Source organism: Aquiflexum sp. (assembly GCF_977115555.1).
On sequence record NZ_CDSBKL010000001.1, the window covers coordinates 1 to 25,495 of the forward strand.

At 42.4% G+C, this 25,495-nt stretch carries 22 protein-coding genes; 10 read left to right on the forward strand and 12 right to left on the reverse strand.

Annotation, left to right across the window (positions count from 1 at the left end):
* The first annotated feature begins 5 nt into the window (after window positions 1-5).
* Both ACZFYI_RS00005 and ACZFYI_RS00010 read left to right on the forward strand, forming a co-directional pair.
* Window positions 6-71 (forward strand): DUF2200 family protein, encoded by a 66-nt coding sequence (locus tag ACZFYI_RS00005; protein ID WP_462522104.1) that lies wholly within the window; start codon window positions 6-8, stop codon window positions 69-71.
* Between the two features lie 166 nt (window positions 72-237).
* On the forward strand, window positions 238-819 hold the full coding sequence (locus tag ACZFYI_RS00010; RefSeq protein ID WP_462522066.1) for a DUF4256 domain-containing protein: 582 nt from the start codon (window positions 238-240) through the stop codon (window positions 817-819).
* 208 nt (window positions 820-1,027) lie between these two features.
* On the opposite strand, the gene ACZFYI_RS00015 is transcribed toward ACZFYI_RS00010, so the two are convergent.
* The gene (locus ACZFYI_RS00015; RefSeq protein WP_462522067.1) at window positions 1,028-2,767 is read right to left on the reverse strand and encodes a M14 family metallopeptidase; all 1,740 of its coding nucleotides are present in this window, start codon (window positions 2,765-2,767) and stop codon (window positions 1,028-1,030) included.
* A 12-nt stretch (window positions 2,768-2,779) separates the two neighbouring features.
* Complete coding sequence (locus ACZFYI_RS00020; RefSeq protein ID WP_462522068.1) at window positions 2,780-4,396, reverse strand: M14 family metallopeptidase; 1,617 nt, start codon at window positions 4,394-4,396, stop codon at window positions 2,780-2,782.
* Window positions 4,397-4,637: 241 nt separating this feature from the next.
* Here ACZFYI_RS00020 and ACZFYI_RS00025 point away from each other — a divergent pair, with 241 nt between their 5' ends.
* Together ACZFYI_RS00025 and ACZFYI_RS00030 are read left to right on the forward strand one after the other, a co-directional pair.
* Entirely contained in the window at window positions 4,638-5,468 is an 831-nt protein-coding gene (locus tag ACZFYI_RS00025; protein WP_462522069.1) for a universal stress protein, read from the forward strand.
* A gap of 11 nt (window positions 5,469-5,479) precedes the next feature.
* Window positions 5,480-6,718, forward strand: coding sequence for a cation:proton antiporter (locus ACZFYI_RS00030; protein WP_462522070.1), 1,239 nt, complete (start codon window positions 5,480-5,482; stop codon window positions 6,716-6,718).
* A 189-nt stretch (window positions 6,719-6,907) separates the two neighbouring features.
* Here ACZFYI_RS00030 and ACZFYI_RS00035 read toward each other — a convergent pair whose 3' ends face one another.
* From ACZFYI_RS00035 to prfA, 6 genes are all read right to left on the reverse strand, one after another.
* Window positions 6,908-9,400 carry a TonB-dependent receptor plug domain-containing protein gene (locus ACZFYI_RS00035; protein ID WP_462522071.1) on the reverse strand — a complete coding sequence of 831 codons (2,493 nt, stop codon included), beginning with the start codon at window positions 9,398-9,400 and terminating at the stop codon, window positions 6,908-6,910.
* A 149-nt stretch (window positions 9,401-9,549) separates the two neighbouring features.
* Window positions 9,550-10,818, reverse strand: coding sequence for a carboxypeptidase-like regulatory domain-containing protein (locus ACZFYI_RS00040; RefSeq protein ID WP_462522072.1), 1,269 nt, complete (start codon window positions 10,816-10,818; stop codon window positions 9,550-9,552).
* Between the two features lie 6 nt (window positions 10,819-10,824).
* Window positions 10,825-13,323: a TonB-dependent receptor gene (locus ACZFYI_RS00045; protein WP_462522073.1), complete on the reverse strand. Its 2,499-nt coding sequence runs from the start codon at window positions 13,321-13,323 to the stop codon at window positions 10,825-10,827.
* 74 nt (window positions 13,324-13,397) lie between these two features.
* Window positions 13,398-14,537: a BamA/TamA family outer membrane protein gene (locus tag ACZFYI_RS00050; RefSeq protein WP_462522074.1), complete on the reverse strand. Its 1,140-nt coding sequence runs from the start codon at window positions 14,535-14,537 to the stop codon at window positions 13,398-13,400.
* Window positions 14,538-14,570: 33 nt separating this feature from the next.
* Window positions 14,571-15,113: a GNAT family N-acetyltransferase gene (locus ACZFYI_RS00055; RefSeq protein ID WP_462522075.1), complete on the reverse strand. Its 543-nt coding sequence runs from the start codon at window positions 15,111-15,113 to the stop codon at window positions 14,571-14,573.
* A 444-nt stretch (window positions 15,114-15,557) separates the two neighbouring features.
* Complete coding sequence (gene prfA / locus ACZFYI_RS00060; protein WP_462522076.1) at window positions 15,558-16,634, reverse strand: peptide chain release factor 1; 1,077 nt, start codon at window positions 16,632-16,634, stop codon at window positions 15,558-15,560.
* 118 nt (window positions 16,635-16,752) lie between these two features.
* On the opposite strand from prfA, the gene ACZFYI_RS00065 reads away from it, so the two are divergent.
* The 5 genes from ACZFYI_RS00065 to guaB all read left to right on the forward strand — a co-directional run bounded on the left by ACZFYI_RS00065 (window position 16,753) and on the right by guaB (window position 21,212).
* Window positions 16,753-17,946 (forward strand): RsmB/NOP family class I SAM-dependent RNA methyltransferase, encoded by a 1,194-nt coding sequence (locus ACZFYI_RS00065; protein ID WP_462522077.1) that lies wholly within the window; start codon window positions 16,753-16,755, stop codon window positions 17,944-17,946.
* 173 nt (window positions 17,947-18,119) lie between these two features.
* Window positions 18,120-18,560, forward strand: a complete 441-nt coding sequence (locus ACZFYI_RS00070) for an ABA4-like family protein (protein WP_462522078.1) — start codon at window positions 18,120-18,122, stop codon at window positions 18,558-18,560.
* 17 nt (window positions 18,561-18,577) lie between these two features.
* Window positions 18,578-19,318 (forward strand): hypothetical protein, encoded by a 741-nt coding sequence (locus ACZFYI_RS00075; RefSeq protein ID WP_462522079.1) that lies wholly within the window; start codon window positions 18,578-18,580, stop codon window positions 19,316-19,318.
* A 105-nt stretch (window positions 19,319-19,423) separates the two neighbouring features.
* A complete protein-coding gene (locus ACZFYI_RS00080) occupies window positions 19,424-19,582 on the forward strand; it encodes a hypothetical protein (RefSeq protein ID WP_462522080.1) in 159 nt (52 codons plus the stop codon).
* 151 nt (window positions 19,583-19,733) lie between these two features.
* Window positions 19,734-21,212, forward strand: coding sequence for an IMP dehydrogenase (gene guaB, locus ACZFYI_RS00085; RefSeq protein ID WP_462522081.1), 1,479 nt, complete (start codon window positions 19,734-19,736; stop codon window positions 21,210-21,212).
* A 194-nt stretch (window positions 21,213-21,406) separates the two neighbouring features.
* On the opposite strand, the gene ACZFYI_RS00090 is transcribed toward guaB, so the two are convergent.
* The 4 genes from ACZFYI_RS00090 to ACZFYI_RS00105 form a co-directional block, all read right to left on the reverse strand.
* Window positions 21,407-21,724, reverse strand: coding sequence for a phosphoribosylpyrophosphate synthetase (locus tag ACZFYI_RS00090; RefSeq protein ID WP_462522082.1), 318 nt, complete (start codon window positions 21,722-21,724; stop codon window positions 21,407-21,409).
* Between the two features lie 145 nt (window positions 21,725-21,869).
* Window positions 21,870-22,319 (reverse strand): hypothetical protein, encoded by a 450-nt coding sequence (locus ACZFYI_RS00095; RefSeq protein WP_462522083.1) that lies wholly within the window; start codon window positions 22,317-22,319, stop codon window positions 21,870-21,872.
* Window positions 22,320-22,382: 63 nt separating this feature from the next.
* Entirely contained in the window at window positions 22,383-22,748 is a 366-nt protein-coding gene (locus ACZFYI_RS00100) for a hypothetical protein (protein ID WP_462522084.1), read from the reverse strand.
* A 97-nt stretch (window positions 22,749-22,845) separates the two neighbouring features.
* Complete coding sequence (locus tag ACZFYI_RS00105) at window positions 22,846-23,793, reverse strand: polysaccharide deacetylase family protein (RefSeq protein WP_462522085.1); 948 nt, start codon at window positions 23,791-23,793, stop codon at window positions 22,846-22,848.
* A 241-nt stretch (window positions 23,794-24,034) separates the two neighbouring features.
* On the opposite strand from ACZFYI_RS00105, the gene ACZFYI_RS00110 reads away from it, so the two are divergent.
* The gene (locus tag ACZFYI_RS00110; protein WP_462522086.1) at window positions 24,035-25,381 is read left to right on the forward strand and encodes a transglutaminase-like domain-containing protein; all 1,347 of its coding nucleotides are present in this window, start codon (window positions 24,035-24,037) and stop codon (window positions 25,379-25,381) included.
* Window positions 25,382-25,495: the final 114 nt, after the last annotated feature.

The following is a 25,495-nucleotide window of genomic DNA, read 5'->3' on the forward strand; positions in this document are numbered from 1 at the left end:
GGTATTTGGATAAGATTATTGATGAATTGGCCAAAGGCCGAAAGATGGAAAAGATTTTACGGGTTGGGTGATTATAGTGGACCGGTCAACTTTCAATTAAAAAACCATATCAGGGGAATATATGAATTCGATTTTGCATTATCCTCCAAAGAGGTATAGGCATATTTTATAATCCTGACCATGCTTAATTTTGTTTAATTTGATGTTTATATTGATCCAATTTATTAATAAATAACCATGTCTGTAAAAAAGGAATTGTCTACCGATCAATGCAAACTACTTTTTAGTACTTTGAAAACCAGGTTTGAGAAAAATAAAAACCGTCATCCACAGTTGGAATGGACAGCTGTCCAAGCTAGGTTTGATTTCCATCTTCATGGCAATGGAAACCGGGAAAAGCTATGGTCACTTCATCAAATGGAAATCACTGGCGGAGAACCTGACGTGATCGGATTTGATCCACCTACCGATGAGTTTATTTTTTGTGACTGTTCGGCAGAAAGTCCCAAAGGACGCAGAAGTATATGCTATGACCGAGAAGGGCTGGAGTCGAGGAAGGATTTTCCACCTGCAAACAATGCCGTCGACATGGCTAAGGAAATAGGAATTGACATCTTAACCGAAGCGCAATATCGAGACCTGCAGCAATTAGGAGAATTTGACACCAAAACCTCAAGCTGGGTGAAGACACCCGAAGCTATCAGAAAACTGGGTGGAGCTCTTTTTTGCGACCGTCGCTACGACCATGTTTTTACCTATCACAATGGCGCCCAATCTTACTATTCTGGCAGGGCTTTTAGAGGGATAATCAGGATTTGAAATCAATCCTATGAAGGGTGTTTTTTGGTATTTATTTCGAATCAATGATTTCGATGAGTTATAAAAGTTTCCTGTCCATACAAATTTTATCTAAATTCATATTCACAAGAGAATACAAAAAAAATAGCTACCTGAGAGATCAGGTAGCTATTTCTATTTGATGACAATCCGCTATGGACTATGGCCTATCGACTCTCAGCTATTGAAATTACTTCTTCCAGCTTGCTTTTCCGCCTTTGGCAGAATCTACATTGATGCTGTAGCTGCTGTTGCCGGAGACGATCCATCTCACTTTTACCGTACCCATTCCCGGGATATTGGCGACGGAGATTTTTTCAGGATTTGTCTTTTGCTCGGAAAGTCTGTTGAAGTCCTCATTGTCCACAACAAATCCAGCCACCACTTTAGCGCCGGTGATGCTGATATAATCAGGTCTTTCGATCTTGTATTTTAGATCCTGACTGGAGTGGGTAGGGATCAATCTTTCGTTGTAGATTGTCGCCGTTACAGCTTTCAATCCACCTCCCATGTCTTCCTCTTTGACATCCATCACGCTGAGTTTTGGAGTGTGGTAACCGTGCAAGATGGTGAAGGCGGCATTTCTATGGGCATCCTGCTCCAAAAGGAATCCCGGGTGCAGACGTCCAAAGTTTTTCTTGAACCCACCGACTTCGATTTTTCCATATTGTGGATGGTCATATTCCGCCCAGTTGACAAAGGCATCACCAAATGTCAGGTAAGTGTCCACCATCATTTGTTCATCCTGATTGCCTCTTCCTGCATTTTTATGCAAATAGAGATAGGAAGTCATCAGTTCGTTGGAATATGTGAAGATTCCCCTTCCACCGTAGAACCAGTCCAATTGACCGCCAAACACTGAATACAAGTCTTTGTAAACCACCAGGTATTTGTATCCCGGCATGAATTCCTCACCTTTTTTGGCGATGGCATCATAGATGCGGATATCGGTTTGGTTGTATGTTCCCAAGTCTTCCTCAGCACCGGGACCCCTGAGAATCATGCCACCATAGTTGTGGTAACTTTGGGCGGCCGCAATGTTTGGATGCTTCATCACATATTCCATCACGGCTTTGTTTTCAGGCACGCTGAAAGGGTATTTCCAAGCTCCCCGCTGTACATAATCAGGCTGCCAGTTCCATCCCCAATCTCTGTTTGGATCATAATAGCCGATAGCATCGTCATTGATGACACCATCGCCATCATTGTCGATTCCTTCAAAGCCCAGCATTTCATATTCCCCTTTTTGATCGGGAGCGACCATGATGAGTTTTCGTGGGTCCATTTGGTCCTTCACATAGCGGCCTGTAGGAGACTTACGGATCATCATGGTGATATGTCCGTCTTTGTTGATGTCGTCAAAAGGATCCTCGCCGATCACTCCATCACCGTCATCATCCATATTCATCATTCCTGATCGCGGGGAGTTGAGAGTGTTTGGTTCTTTGATAAAGTTATCGTGCGCATCAGGATTGATGGTAGGCGCGATGTAGAATGTTTTGTCTTTGAGTAATTGGGTGATGAATTCCAGGTCCCCATACATTTCTGAAAGGTACCATGCGGTGTAGAGCGTGAATTCAGTTCCCTGGATCTCGTTGGAGTGGATGTTTCCATCTATCCACATCCCGGGCTTGTCTTCAGCTTTGCCTGCTTTGAAGTCCGTGATGATCAGCACCCAGATGTCATTTCCCTGAAAGGACTTGCCGATACTTTCAAGCTTCACCAGATCGGGGTGCTTTTTGGCCATGTCCTTCATGATTTCTTCCAAAGCAAGGTTGGTATGGTACCTGTTCCAGGAAACCTGAACTTTGGGATTGTGCGGAGTGCCGATGGCGCGGAAATACTTTTCCTGTGCGTTGGTCTCCTGAATGCCTGCAAAACCGATTGCCAGTCCTAAGGCAGTTGTATATATCCAATTTTTGAATTTCATTTTTTTGTCGGTTTAGAGTTTCACATTGAGTGTAGCGATCCCGGTATGTGCTGCGCCGGCTTTGATATCCACAGAGCCACTTCCCTTGACCACCCAAGTAAGTGTGGTTTTTCCATAGGCATCAAGCTTGTCTATGAGCTTGATTTTTTCACCTGCTATCAGGTCGGAGGCGTCTTTACTGATGTCTACCCTGATTTTCCTCAACCAACGAGACTTTTCACCCATATCTGAATGTGTTGGCAACGGAGAATTGTTGAATAAATCTGCGGTGATTCTTGTTAGGCCGTTGCCGAGTTTCTCTGATTTCACGTTGTGAAACTCTAATTTCGGACTCATTTCTGCCAGCTTCAAGATGAATGCTGTATGCTCAATGGCAATAGAATCCACTTTGGCAAAGGGGGGATTGTACATCACAAAAGGCCTGATGCCGCCGACTTCCACTTTTTGGCCGGGGAAGTCCGGATGCGTTACCGGAGCCCAAGGCACAAACACATTGTTGAGATTTTCTTTTGCAGCCCATGCGAGGAAGTTTGCCTCAGCATTGCTGTTGGATTTGCCATCCTCTCCTTTTACCTCAGGAACCCACCAACCAGGTGTGCTGAAGCTGAGTCTTCCAAAATGGAAATATGCCCATTGGAAGAAGTCCCCGTCTGTTCCTTGATTGCTTTGGTTAAATGCCTTTTGGGATACGGTTTCATTGTAAATTCCTGAAACCATGCCGTTGATGGCTACATCTTTTTCCAGCATGGAGGCTATGATCCTTTTCTTGGCATCCCCGGCATTGTATTTCAAGGGAGCGGAAAGGTTGTTTGCAGGGCTGAAAGTTACAAAAGCAAAGATGTTCCACTGATTGAAAAGGTAATCCAACATGGCGCGGCTTTCGGCCTGCGATACTGCAAAATCACCGGCTAGTGGCTGGAAAATCGGGAATTTGTAGGTCTGGTTTTTGTTGAAGGCAATTCCTTCTGTCAGATCTTCACCGAAGCTTCCATCTTTGTCTTTGTCCATGCTTTCAGGCATCATCAGGTAAGTGCCTTTTTGGCCTTTGGACCTGTCAGCTTTTACCATTACCCTTTCGTCCTTTTCATTGGCCATGTACTCACCCATCGGACTTTCGACGCGCATCATGGTGATGAGTCCGTCTTTGTTGAGATCCTCATAGCCATCCTCCGATACCTGTCCGTCACGATCCTGATCGATTTTGGCGGCATTGCCCCTTCTTTCGTATTTCAAAGATGCATGGTACTGCTCATAGGCATCAGGCGACATGTTTGGAAAAATATAGAAAGTATTTTTGTCCAAAGCCGATGCATGGTTTTTGACCAATCTTTCGGCAAACTGAACTGCCAATTCTACACTGAGGACATGAAAGCCCTCTGCCCCGCCAACTACGGCAACGGCGGGTTTGTTATCCATGTCGCCGTTTCCGATTTTCAATACCCAGATGTCTTTCCCGCCTTCGGTTTTGGTAAGCGAACTGAGTTTGGCCACACTTCCGCTGCCGGATATGGCTTGCAGCCTTTGGGTAATCTGGCTAAGTGTGGGATAATCCCCCTGCGCCAGCGTGAAAGCGTTTACGGAAAACAGCATTCCCGCACCCGCCACCAACGATAAATACATTTTCTTCATAAAGTATATCAGGTTTAGTTCTGTAATGAAAAAAGACACTCTGAGTGTCTTTAAGCTTGCTATGTTACAAAAATAAAATTGTTAAATAAAAGCCGATTCGCCGTAGTGATTTGCATGGTTTTGAAAGGTTTTCAGCATGGATGAGTGGAACGTAATTTTACGCCATTTAAAAAACAAAGCATAAAAAGTTATTTCCAAGCCAAAAAAATTGGTATTTTTCCACAAACACTATTTCCAAGGTATGTTTCGTAAAATTGCTCTTGCCATTGCTTTCTCTCCAAGAATGGAGGCCCTAGTTGCAGAATCCAAAAGATTGAAAGACCTCTTTCAGGCGGAATTGGTACTCATCCATGTGGGTGAAAAATCAGTCGTTCATGAAGAAAAACTCCACGAATTGCTTGAGAAACATGGCCTCTTTCAAGATGGAGTGAAAACCATTTGGGTAGAAGGCAAACCTGCGAAAAAAATTCTCCAGACCTGTGAATCCGAAAACGTGGATCTTTTGGTTGCCGGGGCGCTCAAAAGTGAAAGTCTATTGAATTATTATATCGGCTCAATTGCAAGAAAGATCATACGAAATTCCAAGTGCTCGGTGCTGACATTGATAGAGCCATTGGAAAAGCCTACTCCTTTTGATAAAGTAGTCATCAACGGAACTGAGCAGGAACAGACGCCATTGGTCATAGAAAAAGGCCTTGAGTGGTGCAAATTGGATGGAGCCAAACAGGTTTTTGTCGTCAATGAGATCAAAATGTACGGCCTTCAGATGGCCACAGCCGGTGAAGGTGGGGAAGGAGAAATATCAAGTACACGGAGAAAATTGGTCGCAGAAGAAGTGGCCTATGTTAATAATATTTTAAAAGACTTGGATAAGGGAGACCTGAAAATCAACATCAAGGTTACCTGTGGAAAGTGGGCTATAGAATTGGCCAAATTTGCTGAGGATGTAAAGGCGGATTTATTGGTGGTGGGTGATGAAGGCAAACTAGGATTTTTGGACAGGCTATTCCCCCATGACCTTGAGGAGATCCTCAACAACCTTCCCTGTAATTTATTAATTCTCAAAAAATAATTTGATTACATATGGAGACCCTCTCACACCAGGATGTAGTCAATCTTTTTCTTCAATTGGCAGCAATGTTGATTTTGGCAAGAGTATTTGCAGAAATCGCAAGAAAAATCAATCAGCCCCCTGTAGTAGGGGAAATATTAGCAGGGATTTTGATTGGCCCCACAATTTTGGGGAATTTTTTGCCTGAAATCCATACCTACCTTTTCGATACCAATGTCAATTCAAATCTGGCTTTGGACGGCTTCGTTCAGATTTCAGTAGTTCTGCTGTTATTTATTGCAGGACTAGAGGTCGAATTGAATGTGGTTTGGAGCCAAGGAAAGAATGCGTTTAGGATTGCGGTTTTTTCCATGTTAATCCCCATTATCTGTGGATTCATTTTAGCCTTCAGTTTTCCGGAGTTTTTAGGACTCAATATTGAGGAGCCTTTTGTAGCCTCTTTGTTTTTTGGATTGTCTATTTCGATTACCGCCTTGGCAGTTGTTGCAAGGATTTTGATGGATCTCGATATTTTCAAAACACAATCAGGTTTGTTGATAATTGCCAGTGCAATGATCGTAGATATTCTGGCTTGGATTGTTTTTTCGATTATTTTGTCAGTATCCGATTCAGGTCAAGAAGGATTAGGAGTATTTTGGACCATATTTCTGACATTGGGTTTTACATTTTTCATGTTGACACTTGGAAAAGCGGTAATTGGAAAAACCTTGCCTTGGATAAATAAAAATCTCGCTTGGCCTGGTGGTTTACTTTCCCTTGCTTTGGCCACCTGTTTTTTGGCGGCTTCTTTTACTGAGTTTATTGGAATCCATGCCATTTTTGGAGCTTTTATTATCGGCGTTGCCCTTGGGGATTCGGAGCATTTGTCCGAAAGGGCCAAAGAGATCTTACATCAATTTATCAACAATATTTTTGCTCCCATATTCTTTGTATCCATTGGCCTTAAGGTGGATTTTGTCGAGGGATTTGATCCAATTATAGTCGGAGTAGTGGTTATCGTGGGTTTATTGGCCAAAATCGCAGGTGGTTATTACGGAGCAAGGCTTTCAGGATTGCCACAATGGAAGTCAAAATTGATTGGCTTCGGGCTGAACACAAGAGGAAGCGTAGATATAATTTTGGGACTTATTGCATTGGAGAATGGTTTGATTCAAGAACCCATGTTCATTGGACTTGTAATTCTTGCCCTGATTTCTTCAATAGCTTCAGGACCTTTGATGAAATGGGCGATTCAGGATAACCAACCTTAATCCTCAACTATTACCTGCAATAAGCCTTTTCCAACCAATTTTGAAATCTTTAACTTAGAAATTTTCCTAGGTCTTATAGATGAAAAGACTTAGTTACTTAAGTGGGGATTAAGAAATAACCATTGATTTATTGGGAGTTGAAAAAACAAAATCCCTGTCCGTACGAACAGGGATTTTGTGTTTGGATTTTCATTGTACTTTGAAGGAATAAGTTCCTGAAACAGGCTTACCATCGACAGAAAGCCCTTCAAGCCTGACCTCTACCTGCGTTTTTCCATCGGTAAGAGGGAATTCCACCACCGCTTTTCCATTATTGTCAGTTACAATATTTGGATTCCAATAGATGGTCGATCTGAAGTCGGGTATCCTTGGCCCCACATTTTCAATGTACTTTGGTGGAGTATAAAACTGCCTTACTGGTGCAAATCCAGTTTTGTTCAGTGTGGCATTTCTGTCAATCTGTGGGGTTTTTGAAATAGTTTCAGCTTGGGGATTTCCTCTTCTTGTAAAGATATTGATTACACCACCTGCACCGTCAGGTCCAAAAATCATTGCCTTGGACATGCTTCTCAGAAGGTCGATCCGCTCAATATCAGGAACCATGATCACCGCCGCCATAGAAGTCTGTACAGGCATGCCGTCCAGCAGAAACAATGCCCCCCTATTTTGTGAGCCTCCCGGTGCGCCACCGCGGATAGTGACAGTAGGCGGAGGATTGATACTGAAAACGTCGCCGCTGACTGTGACCCCCGGGAATCTGCCCCTGAGGAGTTGGAATACATTTTGGAAAACCCATTCTTCCGGTGTAACCATCAGCGTAAAATCAGGGTTGTCACCGTATTGGATCGCGCGGATATCAGGTTTCTTTTGGATTTGACTGCTTTCTACAGTTACCTCTTCCAATTCTACAATTTGGTTTTTGAGAAATTGCTGCATCATCAGATCAGCCTTTTTGACCTCAACCCAATATTCCTTGAATTCTAAATCTGTCTCATTATCCTGAAGTAAACCTGAATTCTTCAACGTAATTTCCGGTCTGTTTTTCTCAAAAAACTCCACTTCATTCGGCTTGAACTGAACAGGATTGTTTTTTCTATTTTTGTTTACAGTAAAAACCTGGATGTAAATCGAGGTTGAATCTTCAAAGTCCAAACCTTGAAATGAAAAGTATCCCTTCTCATCTGTCTGCCCATCATAGACCAATGGGTGTTCATCCTGATTGACGATCAAAGTCAAAAATTTGGATTCTGTGATTCCTCTTCTTCCCTCAGGCAATACCCTGCCATTGATATGCATTCCAAAATCAAAGAAATGTTCCCTTTCAGTTTCCAACTTGGCAAGTCTGGAATAATCGAATCTCCTCCAACCTTGGGTAAGCATCAGGTTGTTAAGATCTTTCGCAGCATTCGGATTGGATGTATCAAAGTAAAAAGCAGGTTGCTCTATTTCTCCCTTCAATTCGGAGGACAAGTCCATATAGTTGCTAATATTTTCAGCAAGGGGAAAATTAGAAACCTGAATCCCATCTGTAGCCGAAAGTGAAAAATTGCCTTGAACCGGTTTTCCAAAAGCATCTTTTACCTGTATTTCCATCCTTACGGTTTCGTTGGGAGAGTAAGAAGTTTTGGAGGTTATGAATTTGGAAGTGGCTTTTTCTTCCGGCTTTAAGAAAACCAAACGTTCTGCAATTGGATTTCCCGAACCATCCAACAAAGAAAATTGTATGATACCCGATTTGAAATCCGCTTTGTTCAAGGTGAATTTTTTCATCGCTGCACCTCCCTCAAATGTCTGAGTAAAAAGCAGGGCGCCTTTGGACATGGCAATTAGGTGAAGATTTTCCTTCTCTGTAATATTACTTTTAATATAAATTTCAAGTTGCTCTGCAGTAAAGGAAGAATTGACATTCAAAACATAACCTTTTTCCTTGATTTCTGGAAAACCAATTCTTTTTTGTGTTCCTCCGCCTAGCGCAATCACTTCATATTTTTCTCCTTTTTTGGGAATAAAAGTGAAACTGCCGATACCAAGATGAGAGGAAGAAAAATTGCCCAAAGTGTCTTTGTTTGAGTTGAGGATATGTCCTCTGACCTGTAAACCCTTACCGTTTTGGTCGGTAGCTTTATACCCAATCGATGTAGAAATGCCATCAACCAAGTCTCCACCTTCCGGAAACAAAGCCATATCAAAATCCCTTGAAGCAGGACTAACCTGAGCAGTGACTTTACCAAGTTCGCCAATATAAATGGCTTGGTGAAAAAACACATCAGGCTCAAAATTCCTCATCCAAGTAGTGTATGCCCTTAGGGTGTACATCCCTGCTGATAGACCTGAGGGCAAGGTGATATCCCCTTTTCCGATTCCTTTTTCCATCCTGAGAACAATCTGGCTGACCCGGGTTTTGCTTTGGTTTTCTATCAATTCTACATAGACAGGAACGGTAGGGGTATTGTAGGAAATCTGATCATCTTTTTCCAAAGTTCCATATGCCTTGATCCAAATGGTGTCATTGAAGAAATAATGTGGCTTATCTGTGTGCAGATAGACTTTTTCGGAAGGAAAATAAGCATTATACTGCCTTATTTTGGAAACTAGGGATTCAATGTTTTGACTTTGGGCAAATCCGACAGAAAAAATTAAAAACAGAAAAGTGAGCGAAAGTTGATTGAAGACTTTGGACATATTGAATTGGTTTGATAAACAAACTAAAAATAGCCAATATTTATCCTAACCTCATAGCTCAAGTTATTTTTGAAGCTAATTTTCCTAGAATAATAGCAAAAAAGAGAAACCTGATTTCTGGGAATGCTGTCAAATCTTTCTTTCAAAGATTACTTTATTTCCATCCCATAATCCAGCGGCATCAAGTCACCGATTCTTTCCCAACCCATATACCCCTGCACAAAAATGTCAAAAGGATGAAAGTAGCTGCCGTTATCAAAAACTTGAACCGCTTTGGAGCGCATTTCCATTTTGCTGAGCTGCGGAAGTTTGACGCCGGATTCCTTGCTTTCTGTCTGCCCTAGGTTCTTGAGTGAAAAATTTATGTTGCGGAGGCTGTAGAGAAAAAAAGCGGACTCCTCTTCTTCATGTAGGTACAGGATATAGACAGGTTTATTATAAATGATAAACACCTTTCCATCCTGGGTCGAGCGGGTCAAGGTCTGAGCGTCAATTGGGTCATTGAAAGGAATATCCATAGAATCATATGCTATTTTTTCCTGATTACTATCCAGACTATCCAAAACACTGGTATTTTCCTGAGAGTCCTCACCATTCAGGTTTATTTCCAAATTGGAAATAATGGGAGCTTTTGGGTTTGGGACTTTTTGCGTAGCGAAAATCCTGTATCCAGAATTTTCAACGTCTCCTGTATACAAGCTCCTCATAAAATGCATCATACTTCCCAAATAAGCCTTTTCTCTGCTTTCGGTTACTTTTTTGATCCTCCTTTTTGGGAGTTTTTCTTCCACAAAAAATGGATAGCCTGCGTACACCACCTCATTTCTTGCTTTGTTCAATTCAAATCCGGTGAGGACGTATTTGATTTGGTAACCTAAGTTGGGGTTTTCGATTTGGAGGATGTCCCTTGCACGGACTTTCAGTGAGTTTGGCTCTGTTTCACCGTCGAGGATCAGTACTTCAGGATTCAGGATATTGCAGCTCATGCCATTGGCACTGCCGCCCAAAAAATATTTCTTAAAGACTTCAAGGTTGTCATACCAGGTTTTGTCCCTTTTTTCTTTCACTTCACTTTCTTCCAATTCGACGATTTCGGGCAAAATCCTGAATTCATAGAAAGACCTCAGTACCTTGGTGGATATGCTATAGCTGAAGGGTTGGAACCCGATGTAGCTGATTACCAGTTCATGGTTGCCTTCGGGGATGCTCAGTTCAAATTCCCCTTTCTTATTGGTGGAAGTCCCGATGCTGGAATTACTGATAAATACAGTGGCAAATAGCAAAGGCTCCAAAGTCTCCGCATCGACGACCCTACCTTTGAGACTGTATTGTCCAAAAGAATACGCGGATGTCAAAGAAAATAACAGGCAATAAAGGCAAACAAATTTCAAAACAAATCTGGTCTGAAAGCGTGTCATTTGTTTTTATTTTACTTGAAAGCGATAAGTGGCGCGAATGGGTTCACCCGACTTGGAAATCCCCTGAAGGTCTACAAATACCTCCGGTTTGCTTTCTGTCAGGAGAAATTCAATCTGCGCCTTTCCCGTGTTATCTGTGTCCACATTTGGGTTCCAGTAGATCGTGGACCTGTAGTCAATTGCAATCGGGGCATTGATGTCATATACTCCTGTAGGTGTATAGAATTCACGGATTGGATCATATCCTTTGGCTTTGATGGTGGCATTTCCCGTGACAATATCATCCGAGAAATCCCTGTTGGGATTTCCTGCCTTAGTGAGGATATTGATAACTCCCCCTGCTCCGTCAGCACCATATACTGCGCCTTTGCTTAGTCCAAGGAGGACATCGATTCTTTCGATTTCAGCAACTGGCAAAGTTGCTACCATAGAGGGCATTGCCCTCATGCCATCAATTAAAAATGTCGCACCACCAGCGTTCACGATTGAGGCACCTCCACCTCGGATAATTACACTTGGAGGTGGATTGATGCTAAATACATCACCTACCACATTCACGCCGGGAAACCTGCCTCGAAGAAGCTGGAATATATTCTGAAAATAATAGTACTCTTCAGTCACTGCTATGCTCCTGTCTGGGGAATCATTATATTGTATGGCTCGCTGGTCAGGGATGGGTTCGCTACGCCTCCCTGTGACGGTGACTTCTCCAAGCTCGATTTCTTGACTAAGTCTGAATTGCTCCAACATGTTCTTGGCTTCTTTTACAGTGACTAGATATTCATTGTAATCCTGATATTTGTCCCCTGAAGGAAGCAATGCCTTGTTCCTTTCCTGGAAATCAGGGATTTTTGGAATGGACATGATAACTTCATTTTTTTTCACCTCAGCGGTTTTTCCATTGTTTTTCTCCCTTTCTACAAAAGCCTGAAGATAAATTCCTACCGAATCCTGATAATCCATTCCAACAAAAGAAAAACTGCCGTATTGGTCAGTTTTGCCTTCATATAAAATAGGCAATCCATATGCGTGTGTTACCAACATGCGCAATTCATGGGGTTCTTCGATCGGTTTCTCATTTACCTTATATACTTTTCCGGTCAAAGTAAGCCCCTCTTCAAAATTATAAGCCGGAGGATTGGCTAATTTTGCCAAATGTTCCCAAGAGAATCTTCTCCATCCTTGGGTCAGCAGGAGGTTGTCCAGGTATTTTTCCGCATTTGGATTTTCTGGGTTGAAGTAATAATCAGGCTGTTCGATTTCTCCTTTGATCTCTGAACTCAGCTGAAAATAGGAATGGATATTTTCTGCATTTTCGGGATGCAAAACCTGATAGGCATCTGTCACAGACACTGAGAAGTTTCCTTCAACTGCACTTTGGAATTCGTCCATTACGTTGATTTCCATCTGAACGCGTTCTTTGGAAATGTATTCGGCTTTTGCTGTTTTGAAGGTGGTGGTTCCTCCGGAAAAAGGAAAAAGATAAACCAGCCTCTCAGCCAAAAGTGTGGTCTCCTCGTCCATCAAAGTAAAAGTGATGATCCCGGGATAAAAGTCCTCTTTGGATATCAATGTCGTGTTGTTAGCTTGGTTTCCATCAAATTCCTTTTCATAGACTTTTTGTCCTTTGGACAAGCCTATGAGGTAGAGTTTCTTGTTTTCATTTGCCTTTCCCAAGTTATGTCGGATCTCTACTTTGATTTCCTCTTCAGAAAATAGGGGATCAAAATCAAGAACATAGCCCTGTTTTTGGATCCGGCTAAGGGCAAATTTGGCCCAATTCTGTTCAGGAGATCGGGCAATGACCTCATAGGATTCATTCTCTTTTGGGTTGAAATCGAAGCTTCCCATGCCAAGATGCTCGGATTCGAACCGCATTACAGTATCTGCTTGACTATTCAGTATATATCCGATTACATCTGTGCTGCGCCCGTAGGCATCCGTAGCTTTGAACCCGATTTTGCTTTTTATTCCCTCTACGAGATCGCCTCCTTCGGGGAAAAAGCCGAGATTCAATTTGGAATCTGATCCAGCATATTCCCAACCTTCACCCAATTCTCCTACCCAAATGTCTTTATGGAAAAAAGCTGACTCACCAAAATTCCTCATCCATTGGGTATAAGCCCTCAAGGAATATGCTCCCGGTTCTAGGTCTTTGGGTAGCACAATATCCCCCTGACCTTTGCCTTCCTCCAGCCTGATGATGATCTGATCAATATACCTTTCGAATTTGGCATCGTACAGGTCCACATAAAGCGGAACAGATTTAGTCACTTCCGGAGCCTCATTGCCATTTTCGATCATGCCATAAGCTTTGATCCAGATGGTGTCGTTTAGGATATAATGCGGCTTATCAGTATGAAGATATACTTTTTCCCAAGGGAAAGTTTTGTTGTACTCCTCGAAGGATTCGCTGAGTTTATCTTTAGCAGTCTGCGCTAAAAGGCTAAAATTTAAAAAGGTAAATATCCCAAGGCTGAGAAATAAGGACAGACATTTTTTCATAAGCTTGAACAGGTTTTTTAAACTTAATAAAATAACGTCTGAATAAAAAAATAGTTTTTACTTTTTTTGGGATTCTAAATCACTTCGTTCAGGCCAAAATAGAAAGCACGCTGGTCACCGAATGCGAAATCCAAACGGATATTTAAACCCTCTTCATTGAGTCTGTATCGGAATCCAAAACCTGCTCCATACCGAAACCTTTTCCATCCAAAATCCCCGACTTTTGGAGCCACCTGTCCGGCATGTCCAAAAAGCACCAGCCCGAGATTTCTGTAAACAGGCAACCTGTATTCTGCCTGATGGACCATGGCATGGTTATCCCTAAATCTTCCTTCAAAAAATCCACGCATCCTGTCGCTTCCGCCAATCAGGGAAATATGTTGGAAGGGTGGATTTCCGGTGGTGAAACTCCACCAAGACTGTAAGGCAAGAACATGTGTGTCGCTGGTTTTGATATATTTTCTGAAATCTGCAATGTATTGGTTGAAACTGAAATTACTTCCCAAGAAAGAAGCAAACCCCATCCAACTGAATTTGTTATGCCATCCCTTAGTAGGCTGGAAGATGTTGTCTCGTGTGTCGTGGTTAAGGTTCAATCCCAAGCCGGAAAGCCGCTGCCCATCGTATCCCGGAACTTGGCTTGTCTCCAATATTCCACCGGGAACACGCCTGTAGATGTCATCCACTCTGAATTCATACCTCGGTCCAATGAATAATCCTGGGATAACCTGACGCTGGTAGTTCAGGTGAAAATAGGCAAACCTCGTCGTATAGGATTCCCCCTCCTCAGTGATTGGGTCATTGCCGATGCCGTAAAATTTGAAGGGGAAGTTGGAAAGCTCAAGACGGGCATTCAGGTATTCTTTGTTCTCATTTGCCCAGAGATCAAGTTCTGTGGTGAAAATCGTCTGGTTGTTGAGTGTATATAAAATGGTGATTGGGATGGAGGAAGGGCGGAGGTTGGGATTGGTTTCTCCCTTGTGTTTGAAAACCCTGATTGCCCGTACCCCAAGGCCCAATTTTGTTTCCGGTGCATAGGTCACCGCAGGAATGAAAGCCCACTTTTCTCCCGAAATGAGATCAATGACCTGATCTCCAAAGTCGAATATCCGATCTATTCCTTCGGATTTGGGAAGGGTATCATTTACTTCCTGTGCAAAAGCAAAGGGAATAGATACTGAAAATACCAAAAACAAAAAAAGGGCTGTTTTCATCAGCCCCAAAAGTAAGGAATGTTTCATTAAACCTTAATCCATATATTTTTCTACTTCTTCCCGGATGATGACGTACTGAAACAAATCACCGACCTGTCCATTTTTGATATACGCATGCTTCAGAATGGCTTCAGGCTCATAGCCTGAATTTTCAAGGATCTTCATGGAAGGCACGTTGAAATCAAAAACCTGCGCATAAATTCTCTTGATGTTGGGGAATTTATCCAGAGCATATTCTGTAAACAGTTGCACAGCTTGGGTAGCTATTCCCTTTCCCCAAAACTGCTCGGCAACCCAAAAACCGATTTCCATGTTGGTTCGAAGCTCATCTTTGCCGATCTCACAGCCTACAGATCCTGCCAGTTTGCCATCATACTCAATGGCAAAATTTTGGGGAGGATTGAATTTTTGGTTGTGTTCGATCCAGTGACGGGAATCATGGATGGTGTAAGGAGAAGGGAAACTGTCCCTCAGGTTTTTGGCAATATTTGGGTTGTTGGCGATCGGATATAAGCTGTGGTAATGACCTTCGTGCCACGTCACTAAGCTTACATTTCCTTTTCCTTGAATCTTCATTTTATAGCTGGTTATTGCTCTTTAAGATAGCGGAGTTTTTTGAGTTTTTTTGAAAAGAATTTGTATTTTTTTGATCACTTGGAATGTGACTTTGATTATTGATGGTTTCTTTTTGCTTTTATGCAATCATCATTCCCTTTTATGATTATCCGCTACTTTGCCACTTGCTGAAAATCAATGATTAAATCTGCGGATAATCTGACTATAGTCAACTGTCGACGGTCCATTGCCCCCGCAATTGTAATCACACCGAGTTTTATATAGTTATTGGCAAAGGAGCGTACATACACATTTCCTTTTTACCTTTCCATTAGATTTATTCCGGATATTCCATTTATTTCAAAATTATTTCTTTGCCCTATCCAGACCAAAACTATTAATAATATGGTTTGTGGTTCAATTTCACCTTCTGTGGACTATGGACTGTAAACTGTTGCCCATTTCTCAATCCTCCATCCCTGAGCTATTCATCCTTTCGAGATTTTCGGCAAGTCTAAGCGCGGAAATGAAATCTTCAATATTGCCTTCCATCACATCAGGAAGGTTATATACAGTCTTGTTGATCCGGTGATCGGTTACGCGGCTTTGTGGATAATTGTACGTACGGATTTTGTCAGAGCGGTCACCGCTTCCTACCATCGTCTTCCTTTGTGCACCGACTGCATCATTGTGCTTGGCAAGTTCAATTTCGTATAACCTTGAGCGGAGTACTTTCAGGGCCTTTTCAAAGTTTTTGATCTGGGATTTTTCATCCTGACAGGTCACAACAAGGCCTGATGGAATGTGAGTCAACCTGACCGCTGAATACGTTGTGTTTACGGACTGACCACCTGGACCGGAGGAGCAATAGGTATCCTTTCGGATCTCATTCATATTGATGTTAACTTCCACCTCGTCCATCTCGGGAAGGACCGCTACTGTCGCAGCGGAAGTATGGACCCTTCCCTGTGTTTCTGTGGCAGGTACCCGCTGAACCCTGTGCACGCCGGATTCATACTTCATCATCCCATAGACATCCTCGCCTGTGATGGTGCTGATGATTTCTTTATATCCTCCCGAAGAGCCAAAAGTCAAATCAAGCACAGTGAGTTTCCAACCCTTTTTTTCACAAAAACGCTGGTACATCCTGAACAAATCCCCTGCAAAAATAGCGGCCTCGTCTCCACCTGTTCCGCCACGGATCTCGAGGATACAATCCTTGGAGTCATTTGGATCTTTGGGGATCAACTGCTGACGCAAAGCCTCTTCTAACTCTTCTTCCCTTTGTCTCAGTTCATCCAGCTCGGCTTTTGCCATTTCCCGGAAATCCGGATCCTTCTCTTTTTCGAGGATTTCTTTGGTACTGGTTATGTTTTCTTTGACCAGTTTATATTCGTCGTAGAGATTCACCACCTTTTCGAGGTCCCGGTATTCCTTGTTCAGCTTGGTGTACCTGGACATATCGGACATGGAGTCCGGCTGAATGATCAGCTGGCCTACTTCTATAAATCGGTCTTTAAGCGCTTGTAATTTGTCAAGCATAATTCAAATATTGATTGGCGGGTGCAAAATTAATAAAAATATCGGTTTTGGGATTTTAAACCTTTCCCTATCGGGCAATGGAATCCTGTTATCTTTGTGCCTCATATAAATATTTACCATGAAACTCTTCACCAACACAGTCAGCGCTGTCATTGAATCCCTTGATGAAATTTTTAACCAAAACAGGTATGCTGATAAAGTGATTGAAAGAAAATTGAAATCCAATCCAAAATGGGGTGCCCGTGATCGCGGGTTCATTGCCGAATCAGTCTATGAAATTGTGCGCTGGTGGAGACTTTTGAATGAAATCAGTCCTTCCGATGATCTGTACCATCTTTTTGGTACCTATTGGGTGCTTCAGGGAAATGAACTTCCCGATTGGAGAGAATTCAAAGGAATGGATCCAAAATTTATCTTGGCAAATTACGACAGGATCAGGGAAAGGGCAGTGCTTCAGTCTATTCCCGATTGGTTGGACAACTTGGGTGCTGAGCTTTTGGGAGAGAAATGGGAGAAAGAAATCGAAACCCTCAACCAAGAGGCGGATGTGGTCCTCAGGGTCAATACACTTAAAGTTACCCGTGAACAGCTGATGAAAAGGCTTGCGGAAGATGGCATCGAATCCTATGCGCCTAAAGGCTACAAGGACGCTTTGGTGCTTGCCAAGCGACAGAACATCTTCAAAAACCCGGCTTTCAAAGAAGGATTGTTTGAGATTCAGGATGCCTCCTCCCAACTTGTGGCTGCAGCTTTGGAGGTAGAACCCGGAATGCGGGTGATCGATGCCTGTGCCGGTTCGGGGGGGAAATCCCTTCACCTTGCCGCGCTCATGCAGAACAAAGGCAGGATCCTGTCCATGGATGTAGAGGCATGGAAGCTGCAAAACACCAAACTGAGAGCGAGAAGAAACGGAATAAGCATCATCGAACCCAAGGTGATCGAGGGAAATAAGACCATCAAAAGGTTAAAGGAATCTGCTGACCGGGTGCTGTTGGATGTGCCCTGCTCGGGATTGGGAGTATTGAAACGCAATCCTGATACCAAGTGGAAACTGACTCCTGAGTCGATAGAAAAGGTACAGGCCATCCAACAGGAAATTCTTCAAAACTATGCAGGCATGGTAAAACCAGGAGGATTATTGGTCTATGCGACCTGTAGTATCCTACCTACTGAGAATCAAATGCAGGTCGAAAAATTCCTTGGTTCAGAAAACGGCAGAAACTTTGAGTTGGTAGAAGACCAAAAGGTACTTGCTCAAGATAGCGGTTATGATGGGTTTTATATCGCCAAGATCAAGAGGAAAATAAATTAAGGTAGGAAAATGACGGTATGCATTTGAATTAACCTGTTTTTTTTCGAATCAGCGATTCTTGGTTTCTTGTCCTTTTGAGGTAAAAAATTACATTTTCCAAATTTTTCTTTGTGCCTTTGCGCCTTTGCGGGATAATTTTCCCTAAATTTAAATTAACCAAACATCCGATTCCCATGACACTAGAAGCTGTTTTTGGCATGGCCAGCACCTTGGCCTTTTTCTCATGGATTGCACTGTTTATCTTCTACCCCCGAAAATGGATTTACCAGACCCTTTTTTCAGGGGTTTTTATTTTGATGGCCTTGACTTATGCCTTTTATATCATACCGGCATTGTTCAGTGGAGGGGAAGGAGGATTCAGTACCTTGTCGGAAGTCAGGTTGCTTTTCGGATCTGATGAGGCCCTGTTGGCAGGTTGGATTCATTACCTTGCCTTTGACCTGTTTGTCGGGATGTGGATCGCTCAGGATGCCTGGGGAAAAGATATCAGCCGATGGTTGGTGCTGCCTTGCCTGATTTTGACTTTTATGATGGGCCCTGTGGGTCTTTTGACTTACTTCCTTGTCAGGGCTTTCAAAACCAAACAACTCAATCAGAGTCCTTATCACCCATGAATTTTGTCAAAAAAATATTGAAGAGAAGCAAGTCTCTAGGGCAGTTTGGACTTCTCAATTTCATTTTATTTTTCGTATTGTTGGTTATTTCTTTTTTTGATGACAGGAGTTTGAATGGTGTCAGTGTCTGGATGAAGCCAATGAAATTTGCTGTTTCGATCGGGATATTTTCCTGGACGATGGCTTGGTTTTTATTTTACCTCCCCCAAATAAGGAAAGTCCAAAAGATCAAACTGACCATCATCACAGCAATGATAATCGAGCAGGTGATCATTATTTATCAAGCATCAAGGGGCGAACTCTCCCATTTCAATGTCAGTTCGATAGCCAATGCTGTCCTATTCCAAATAATGGGAATAGCCATTCTGATCAATACCATCATGGTTTTTTGGGCGTATCGGTTATTTTCAGTTGTAGAATCGCTGTTTGCAGGCTATAAAAGAGGAATACAATTGGGGATGCTGATATTCATCGTGGCAAGTATGGAGGGGTACTTGATGGCGGCCAACCTGAGTCATACTGTAGGTGCCCCTGATGGGCAGGAAGGAATTTTCTTTCTGAATTGGGCGAAGGCATATGGGGACCTAAGGATTTTTCATTTTCTCGGACTTCATGCTTTGCAGGCAGTACCGCTTTTTGCCTGGTTTTTTGCAAGGACTAATGTCAAAAAGGTAAATATTTTTGCTGCCATTTATTTCATTCTCTCTTTGGGAACACTTTGGAATGCGCTTGCGGGGAGGGGGATTTTTTGGTTGTAATTGTTGTAGTGGTTATAGTTGTTGTCAGCTACGCGTTGTCATTGTTGTCAAGTTATCAGGTTGTCTACCGTCACCCTGAGGCACGAAGGGTCTCACCTAAGGCAAATGAGATCCTTCAGTTCCCGAAGAAAACGGGACAGGCTGTTCCTCCTTCAGGATGACGTGGAAACCGATGTAAGTTTCTGTGAAGAAAACGGAACAGGCTGTACCTCCTTTGAAATAAAAAGGGAAGCCCTTTCTGATATTTGTGATCCAAAGTCTTGAATCTTGTGTCTTGCATCTAGAATCTTAAGTCTCTCATCTCATATCTCACGTCTCACATCTCAGAATTAATTTATTTTCAAACCGATTTGATAGACAACTGAAAATGTTCTTATCTTTGACGGGCAAATAGGGTTACCTAACCGAATTTGCTATGAACCTCAATTCCAATAAATTTCTTTTTGAAGCACTCACCTATGACGATGTGCTTTTAGTACCGGGATATTCTGAAGTCCTTCCAAGAAACACGGATACATCCTCCCAACTTACCAAAAAAATCAGGCTCAACATTCCGCTTGTTTCCGCAGCTATGGATACTGTGACGGAATCTGAATTGGCCATAGCCATAGCATTGGAAGGTGGACTCGGATTCATTCACAAAAACATGTCTATAGACCAGCAGGCCGCTCAAGTGAGAAAGGTAAAACGTTCTCAGGCTGGGATGATTTTGGATCCGATTACATTGGACATCGAATCCAAAGTTAGAGACGCTGAAGCCATCATGCGTGAATACCACATTGGAGGTATTCCGGTAGTGGATGAAAACAGGGTTTTGAAAGGAATCATCACCAATAGAGACCTGAGGTTTATCAAAGATCCAAATGTAAAGATCAAGGATATCATGACCCGTGAAAACCTGATTACGGCAAAAGCGGGTATTTCTTTGGAACAGGCTGAAGAAGTTCTACAGGAATACAAAATCGAAAAACTCCCCATAGTGGATGAGGAAGGCAAATTGACAGGTCTGATTACTTACAAGGATATCCTCAAAAGAAGGGATAAACCTTTTGCCTGTAAGGATGAATTTGGAAGACTGCGTGTCGGTGCAGCGATCGGAGTAACCGCTGATATTGTAGAAAGGGTGGAAGCTTTAAGAAATGCCGGAGTGGATGTGGTCTCTATCGATACAGCCCACGGACATTCCAAAGGTGTCATGGATACCTGCCGGAGAATCAAAGATACTTTTCCTGATCTGGAAGTCATAGTAGGCAATATTGCCACTCCGGAAGCTGCAATAGCACTTGCTGATGCAGGTGCAGATGCCGTCAAAGTGGGAGTTGGACCTGGAAGTATTTGTACTACAAGGGTGATAGCAGGTGTCGGTGTTCCACAGCTTTCGGCAGTTTTTGAATGTGCAGAAGCGCTGAAAGGAAGAAACGTTCCAGTCATTGCAGACGGTGGGATTCGGTATTCCGGCGACTTGGTCAAAGCCATTGCGGCAGGAGCAGGATCAATAATGATCGGATCTTTGCTTGCAGGAACAGAGGAAGCTCCGGGTGAAATGTTGATTTATGAAGGAAGAAAATTCAAAACATACAGAGGGATGGGTTCTCTGGAAGCCATGGAATCCGGCTCCAAAGACCGATATTTTCAGGATGCTGAAGACAATATCAAGAAGCTTGTTCCAGAAGGAATCGTGGGAAGAGTCGCTTACAAAGGATTGGTTTCAGAAGTTTTATACCAATTGGTAGGCGGGCTTCAAGCAGGAATGGGCTACTGTGGTACAGCAACTGTAGAAGACCTTCAGAAGAATGGCAAGTTTGTAAAAATCACTGCTGCGGGTGTCAAGGAATCACATCCTCATGATGTAAGCATCACAAGAGAAGCCCCAAACTACTCAGCTAAAATGTAAAGAAAGTTTAAAATGAAAGTTATAACTACTGGAAAAAGCGGCGGGTCCTACCTGTCGCTTTTTTGATTTCAGAGGGAAAAATACTCAGAGAGGAATGGTTATTTTCAAAAAGGGAAATTCCTATGTTCCATAATAAAGGCAACCTGGGAAATTTGTGGAAATGAAAAAAAGATTTCACAAAGTCAATTTTGAATTCAATCCCTTAAATCAGGATCATAACTCAATTTTTTAAGCATATCATCTGTCAGGGGATCTGAGTATATACCATAGCCATTTACCAAAATCCCTTTCAAGTGAAATTTATCGGAAGATACAGCATACAGTACCGATTGGTCATCAGGATCAGAATTTCCCTCAAACCGATAAACTTTATCTATTTGGAATTCATCATGTAATATGCGGAATTCACCCCCACGACATTCAATACAAAATTCCTTGAGATTGAAATCCTCGGTATATCCTTGGCTTTTCAGCCCGTTTATCGCTTGTGATAGTGTTTCGTAATTTTCCATGATGGCTTTTTTAATTTAAATCTAAAAGAATGAAATCAAGGTTTCAATTTAAAAATATTGGTTTTCCTATTCAAATTTGAGTTCAATTCCTTTTCCAAAAAAGAAATATTTGACCCCCTTTTATGGGGTTAACTATATACCAAAGTCAAACTCCAGATTCTCCTAAAATCAACCTAATGGCATGTGTATCCAACTTCCTCAAGGTAGGTTCAGCGTACATGCTTCTAAACCTTGTGCCAAGGATTTCTTCTTTTCTATAAAAAACAAAGGGCAGTTCTCTGGAAGCCAAAGGGCTGTCAATTAATTCCCTGACAAGGTCAGGAAGAAAATTCTTATTACTGATTTCTTGATGGAGGTAGATTATTTTAGCCCAAAAAACCGTCAAAGTCTCGTGGTAGCCGGAGTCCTTGGTATTGGGAGTACCATGAAATCGGTTCAATGAAATAATACCCGTCCTCAATCTGTAAACGGCCTCATAAAAACCAAATTTTTTGATATGCCAAGCTGCCACAGACAGATGAGTTTCGTGGGTCCACTCCTCTTTGGGAAGCGTAGAATTCAAAAATCCGGAAACGATGGAATCAAGGTCTTTCATTCTAGGTTGTTAAGGTTGATCCGAAGGATTAAAAATACAAAATGAAAGCTATTTAGAGCTTGACTAAGGCAAAGGATTTGGAGATGATTTTTTATCCCTTGTTTGTGAGGTTTTATTGAAACTTCGCTTCAACAATAAAACAATAATCCAAAACCAACCAACCGGATAAGGAAGAATCGGAAAAGCCCACCACCAAGACCTGGATGAAGTGCCTCCAAAACCACCCAATGAGGAGACATAAAACATATAAATCACCCCGATCAGGATCATGAAAGTGGCCCAAAGGAATTTTTTCCATTGGCTGTCCTTACTCAAAAAAGTAGAAAAGCTTATCAAAACACTTCCAACCACTATGGCAATAGATCCTTCCAAAGGATCTGCGGCACCTAGGATTACCGCCACTATTCCAAGGTAAAGGATTATGCGCAAGATCTTGGGAGAAATGTGTTTAGAATTCATAGGTGAGGTCAATCTCGACTTTAAATTAGAAAATAGATCTTTTTTTCATTGGGGTTTCTGGCAGGGCTTATAATCCCAGACTATCCATTTTAGCCTTAAGGTAATCGCCGTTTTCCGCGGGATAGCGAAGGTCTTTGTCGTACTTTCCGCTTTGCTTGGCAAGAGCCCAAATCAGACTTTCTCCTGCCGGAACCACAGTTGGGACTTCATTGAAAATCGGGTCTTTGAATGCCTCATCCGCATCGATGATTTCCCATCCTTTTTCCTTAAAATAGGCGATCAGGTCATCGAGGAACATCGCTGACGCCAAGTTGTGGTGCAAAAGGATGGTATGTTTTATCTTTCTTCCTGTCAGTTCCTCTGCCAAGCCATCATAAAAAACTGCCCTGTCGTACATGTGCTCAATATAAAAATCCCTGAATCCACTTACATCAGCCTGTGGGTTTTCTTTGAGCCTATCCACTAATCTTGAGGCGATATACCAATCAGAAGCGTCTATGGTGACGTGGCCGTTTTTATAACCCTTTTCTTTCATAAAGGCCCTAAATCCTTCCACTTTCTCTTGGGTTTCTCCTTCTTTGAGATAAGGAAACCTGAAGTACTGGTAAAAATTTGGGTAGTAGCGGATCACGCTGTCATTGCGGAGAAGCTCAGTTTTAAACATTTCCAAAGTTGTCTTTGGATCGCTGAACCTTGGATGGGTGTAGGTATGGTTTGCGATCTTGTGGCCTGCTTTGTCCCAAGAGGAAAGTACGTATTTTCCTTTTTCATTTTGAAGAGGTCCGACGGTGGCAAAAAGGACCGCTTTGGCCTCATGCTTTCTCAGACTAGCGAGGATCATTCCGTTCCATTCTTCCAATGAATAATTGGGCAAGTCACGGGTTGAACCATCGTCGAAAGTAAAAGAGACTTTGGGTCTTGCAGAGGATAATTCCTTCTCTGACAAAATGTTTTCCGGTATATAGCCCAAGTTCAGAGAAATGAACAGAAAAAGGAAGTAGATGGTATTTGCCATAGTGGGCTAAATAAATTTGGAATTACATTCATACAATTTAAAAAACATTCCATTCATTTTTACAGGTGATTATTCCAATGGATAAAAAGATACTTTAAAATACCGCCATGGTGACTGTTTGATTTTAAGATATTTTTTTGGAATCCCCATCTTTAGATAAATTGTATATTTGGAGAAGATAAATGACGGTTTGCCAAAAATTCATAACCTGATTAACAAATCAAAAATACCAAGCCCAAAGATGAGATACCAACTCACCATTTTAATAGGAACACTCCTCTTAGCGGCATCATGCCAATCAGGACGGGAAGCAAAGGAAGAAAGCAAGGAAGAGGAAAAGGTTAAAAAAGTCTCAATTGCTGAAATCGAAACTGGGATCAAAGCCTATATTGAAAGTGAAACAGCGACTGGAGACGGCTATTTTCAAGTCAATGACGAAAGAGGAAATTTCCGGTTGAAGCTCGTCCGTGTTCACACAGAATACCTTTCTAACCTTGGCCCAAATAAGCATTTTGCCTGTGTGGATTTGGCTGATGAAAAAGGTGACGTCTATGATGTGGATTTTTTTATGGAAGGAGAACCCGGTAACATGAAGGTAACCGAAACGTCCTTACACAAACTGAATGGAAAACCTTTCTACACTTGGAAGCAAGTCGTGGACAAAACCTGGCGCCGTGTCCCAGTTGAAACCGCATCCACAGATTTGCTTGGCGTCGTCGAAGGACAGGATGAATTTGATTTTCACTATTATTCCAAATTACCCAAGATTGACGGATCTGCCAAAATGTGGATTCCCATTGCCAAAAGTGACAGCTTCCAAAATGTAGAAGTGACCAGAATGAACCTCCCGGGGAAACATCAAATGTTGAAAGAACAGGATTTTGACAACACGATTCTTTACCTCGAACTCGGGCCGGAGGATAGCGGTAAGGAAATCGACATTACCTATCAGGTGGCCCGGAAAGAAAAAGGTCCTTATGATGCCATGAATCCTGTCGATAAGAAATACCTAGAGCCAAATCTTTTGATGCCGATCGGGGGAAGGTTTGAAGAAATAGCCAAAGAAGCCATCAAAGGAAAAGAAAACGACAATAAGTTGGTGCAGGCAAGAGCGCTCTACGATTATATCATAGATAACATGCGGTACATGAAGTTTGGTAAATACGGCCGCGGGGATTCCAATTATGCATGTGATTCCAAGACAGGAAATTGTACTGAATTCCATTCATTTTTCATATCTCTGGCAAGGTCCATTGATATTCCTGCGAGGTTTTCCATTGGAGCCTCGATCCCTTCTGACAGGAATGAAGGGGGGATTGACGGGTATCATTGTTGGGCCGAATTCTATGCAGAGGGCAAATGGTGGCCGGTAGATATCAGCGAGGGCAACAAGTATACAGCGCTTGCTACTTATTATTTTGGGAGACATCCTGCCAATAGGATTGAATTCAGTCAGGGCCGTGACCTGAAAGTCAGTCCGGGACCGACAGGAGGTCCTATCAATTTTATGGCCTATCCGATCATGGAGATTAATGGGGAACCGGCCTTTCCTGAAACCATTTTTTCGTTCAACAGAAAAACGGAATAGGTCTGAGAAATCAGCAGGAGAAAAAAAGAAATTGATGTCCCGCTGAACAACCTTTTTTATAGTATCTCAAAAAAAAGAAGTGTCTGAAAATCCAGATCTTGAAATCCGGTTTTC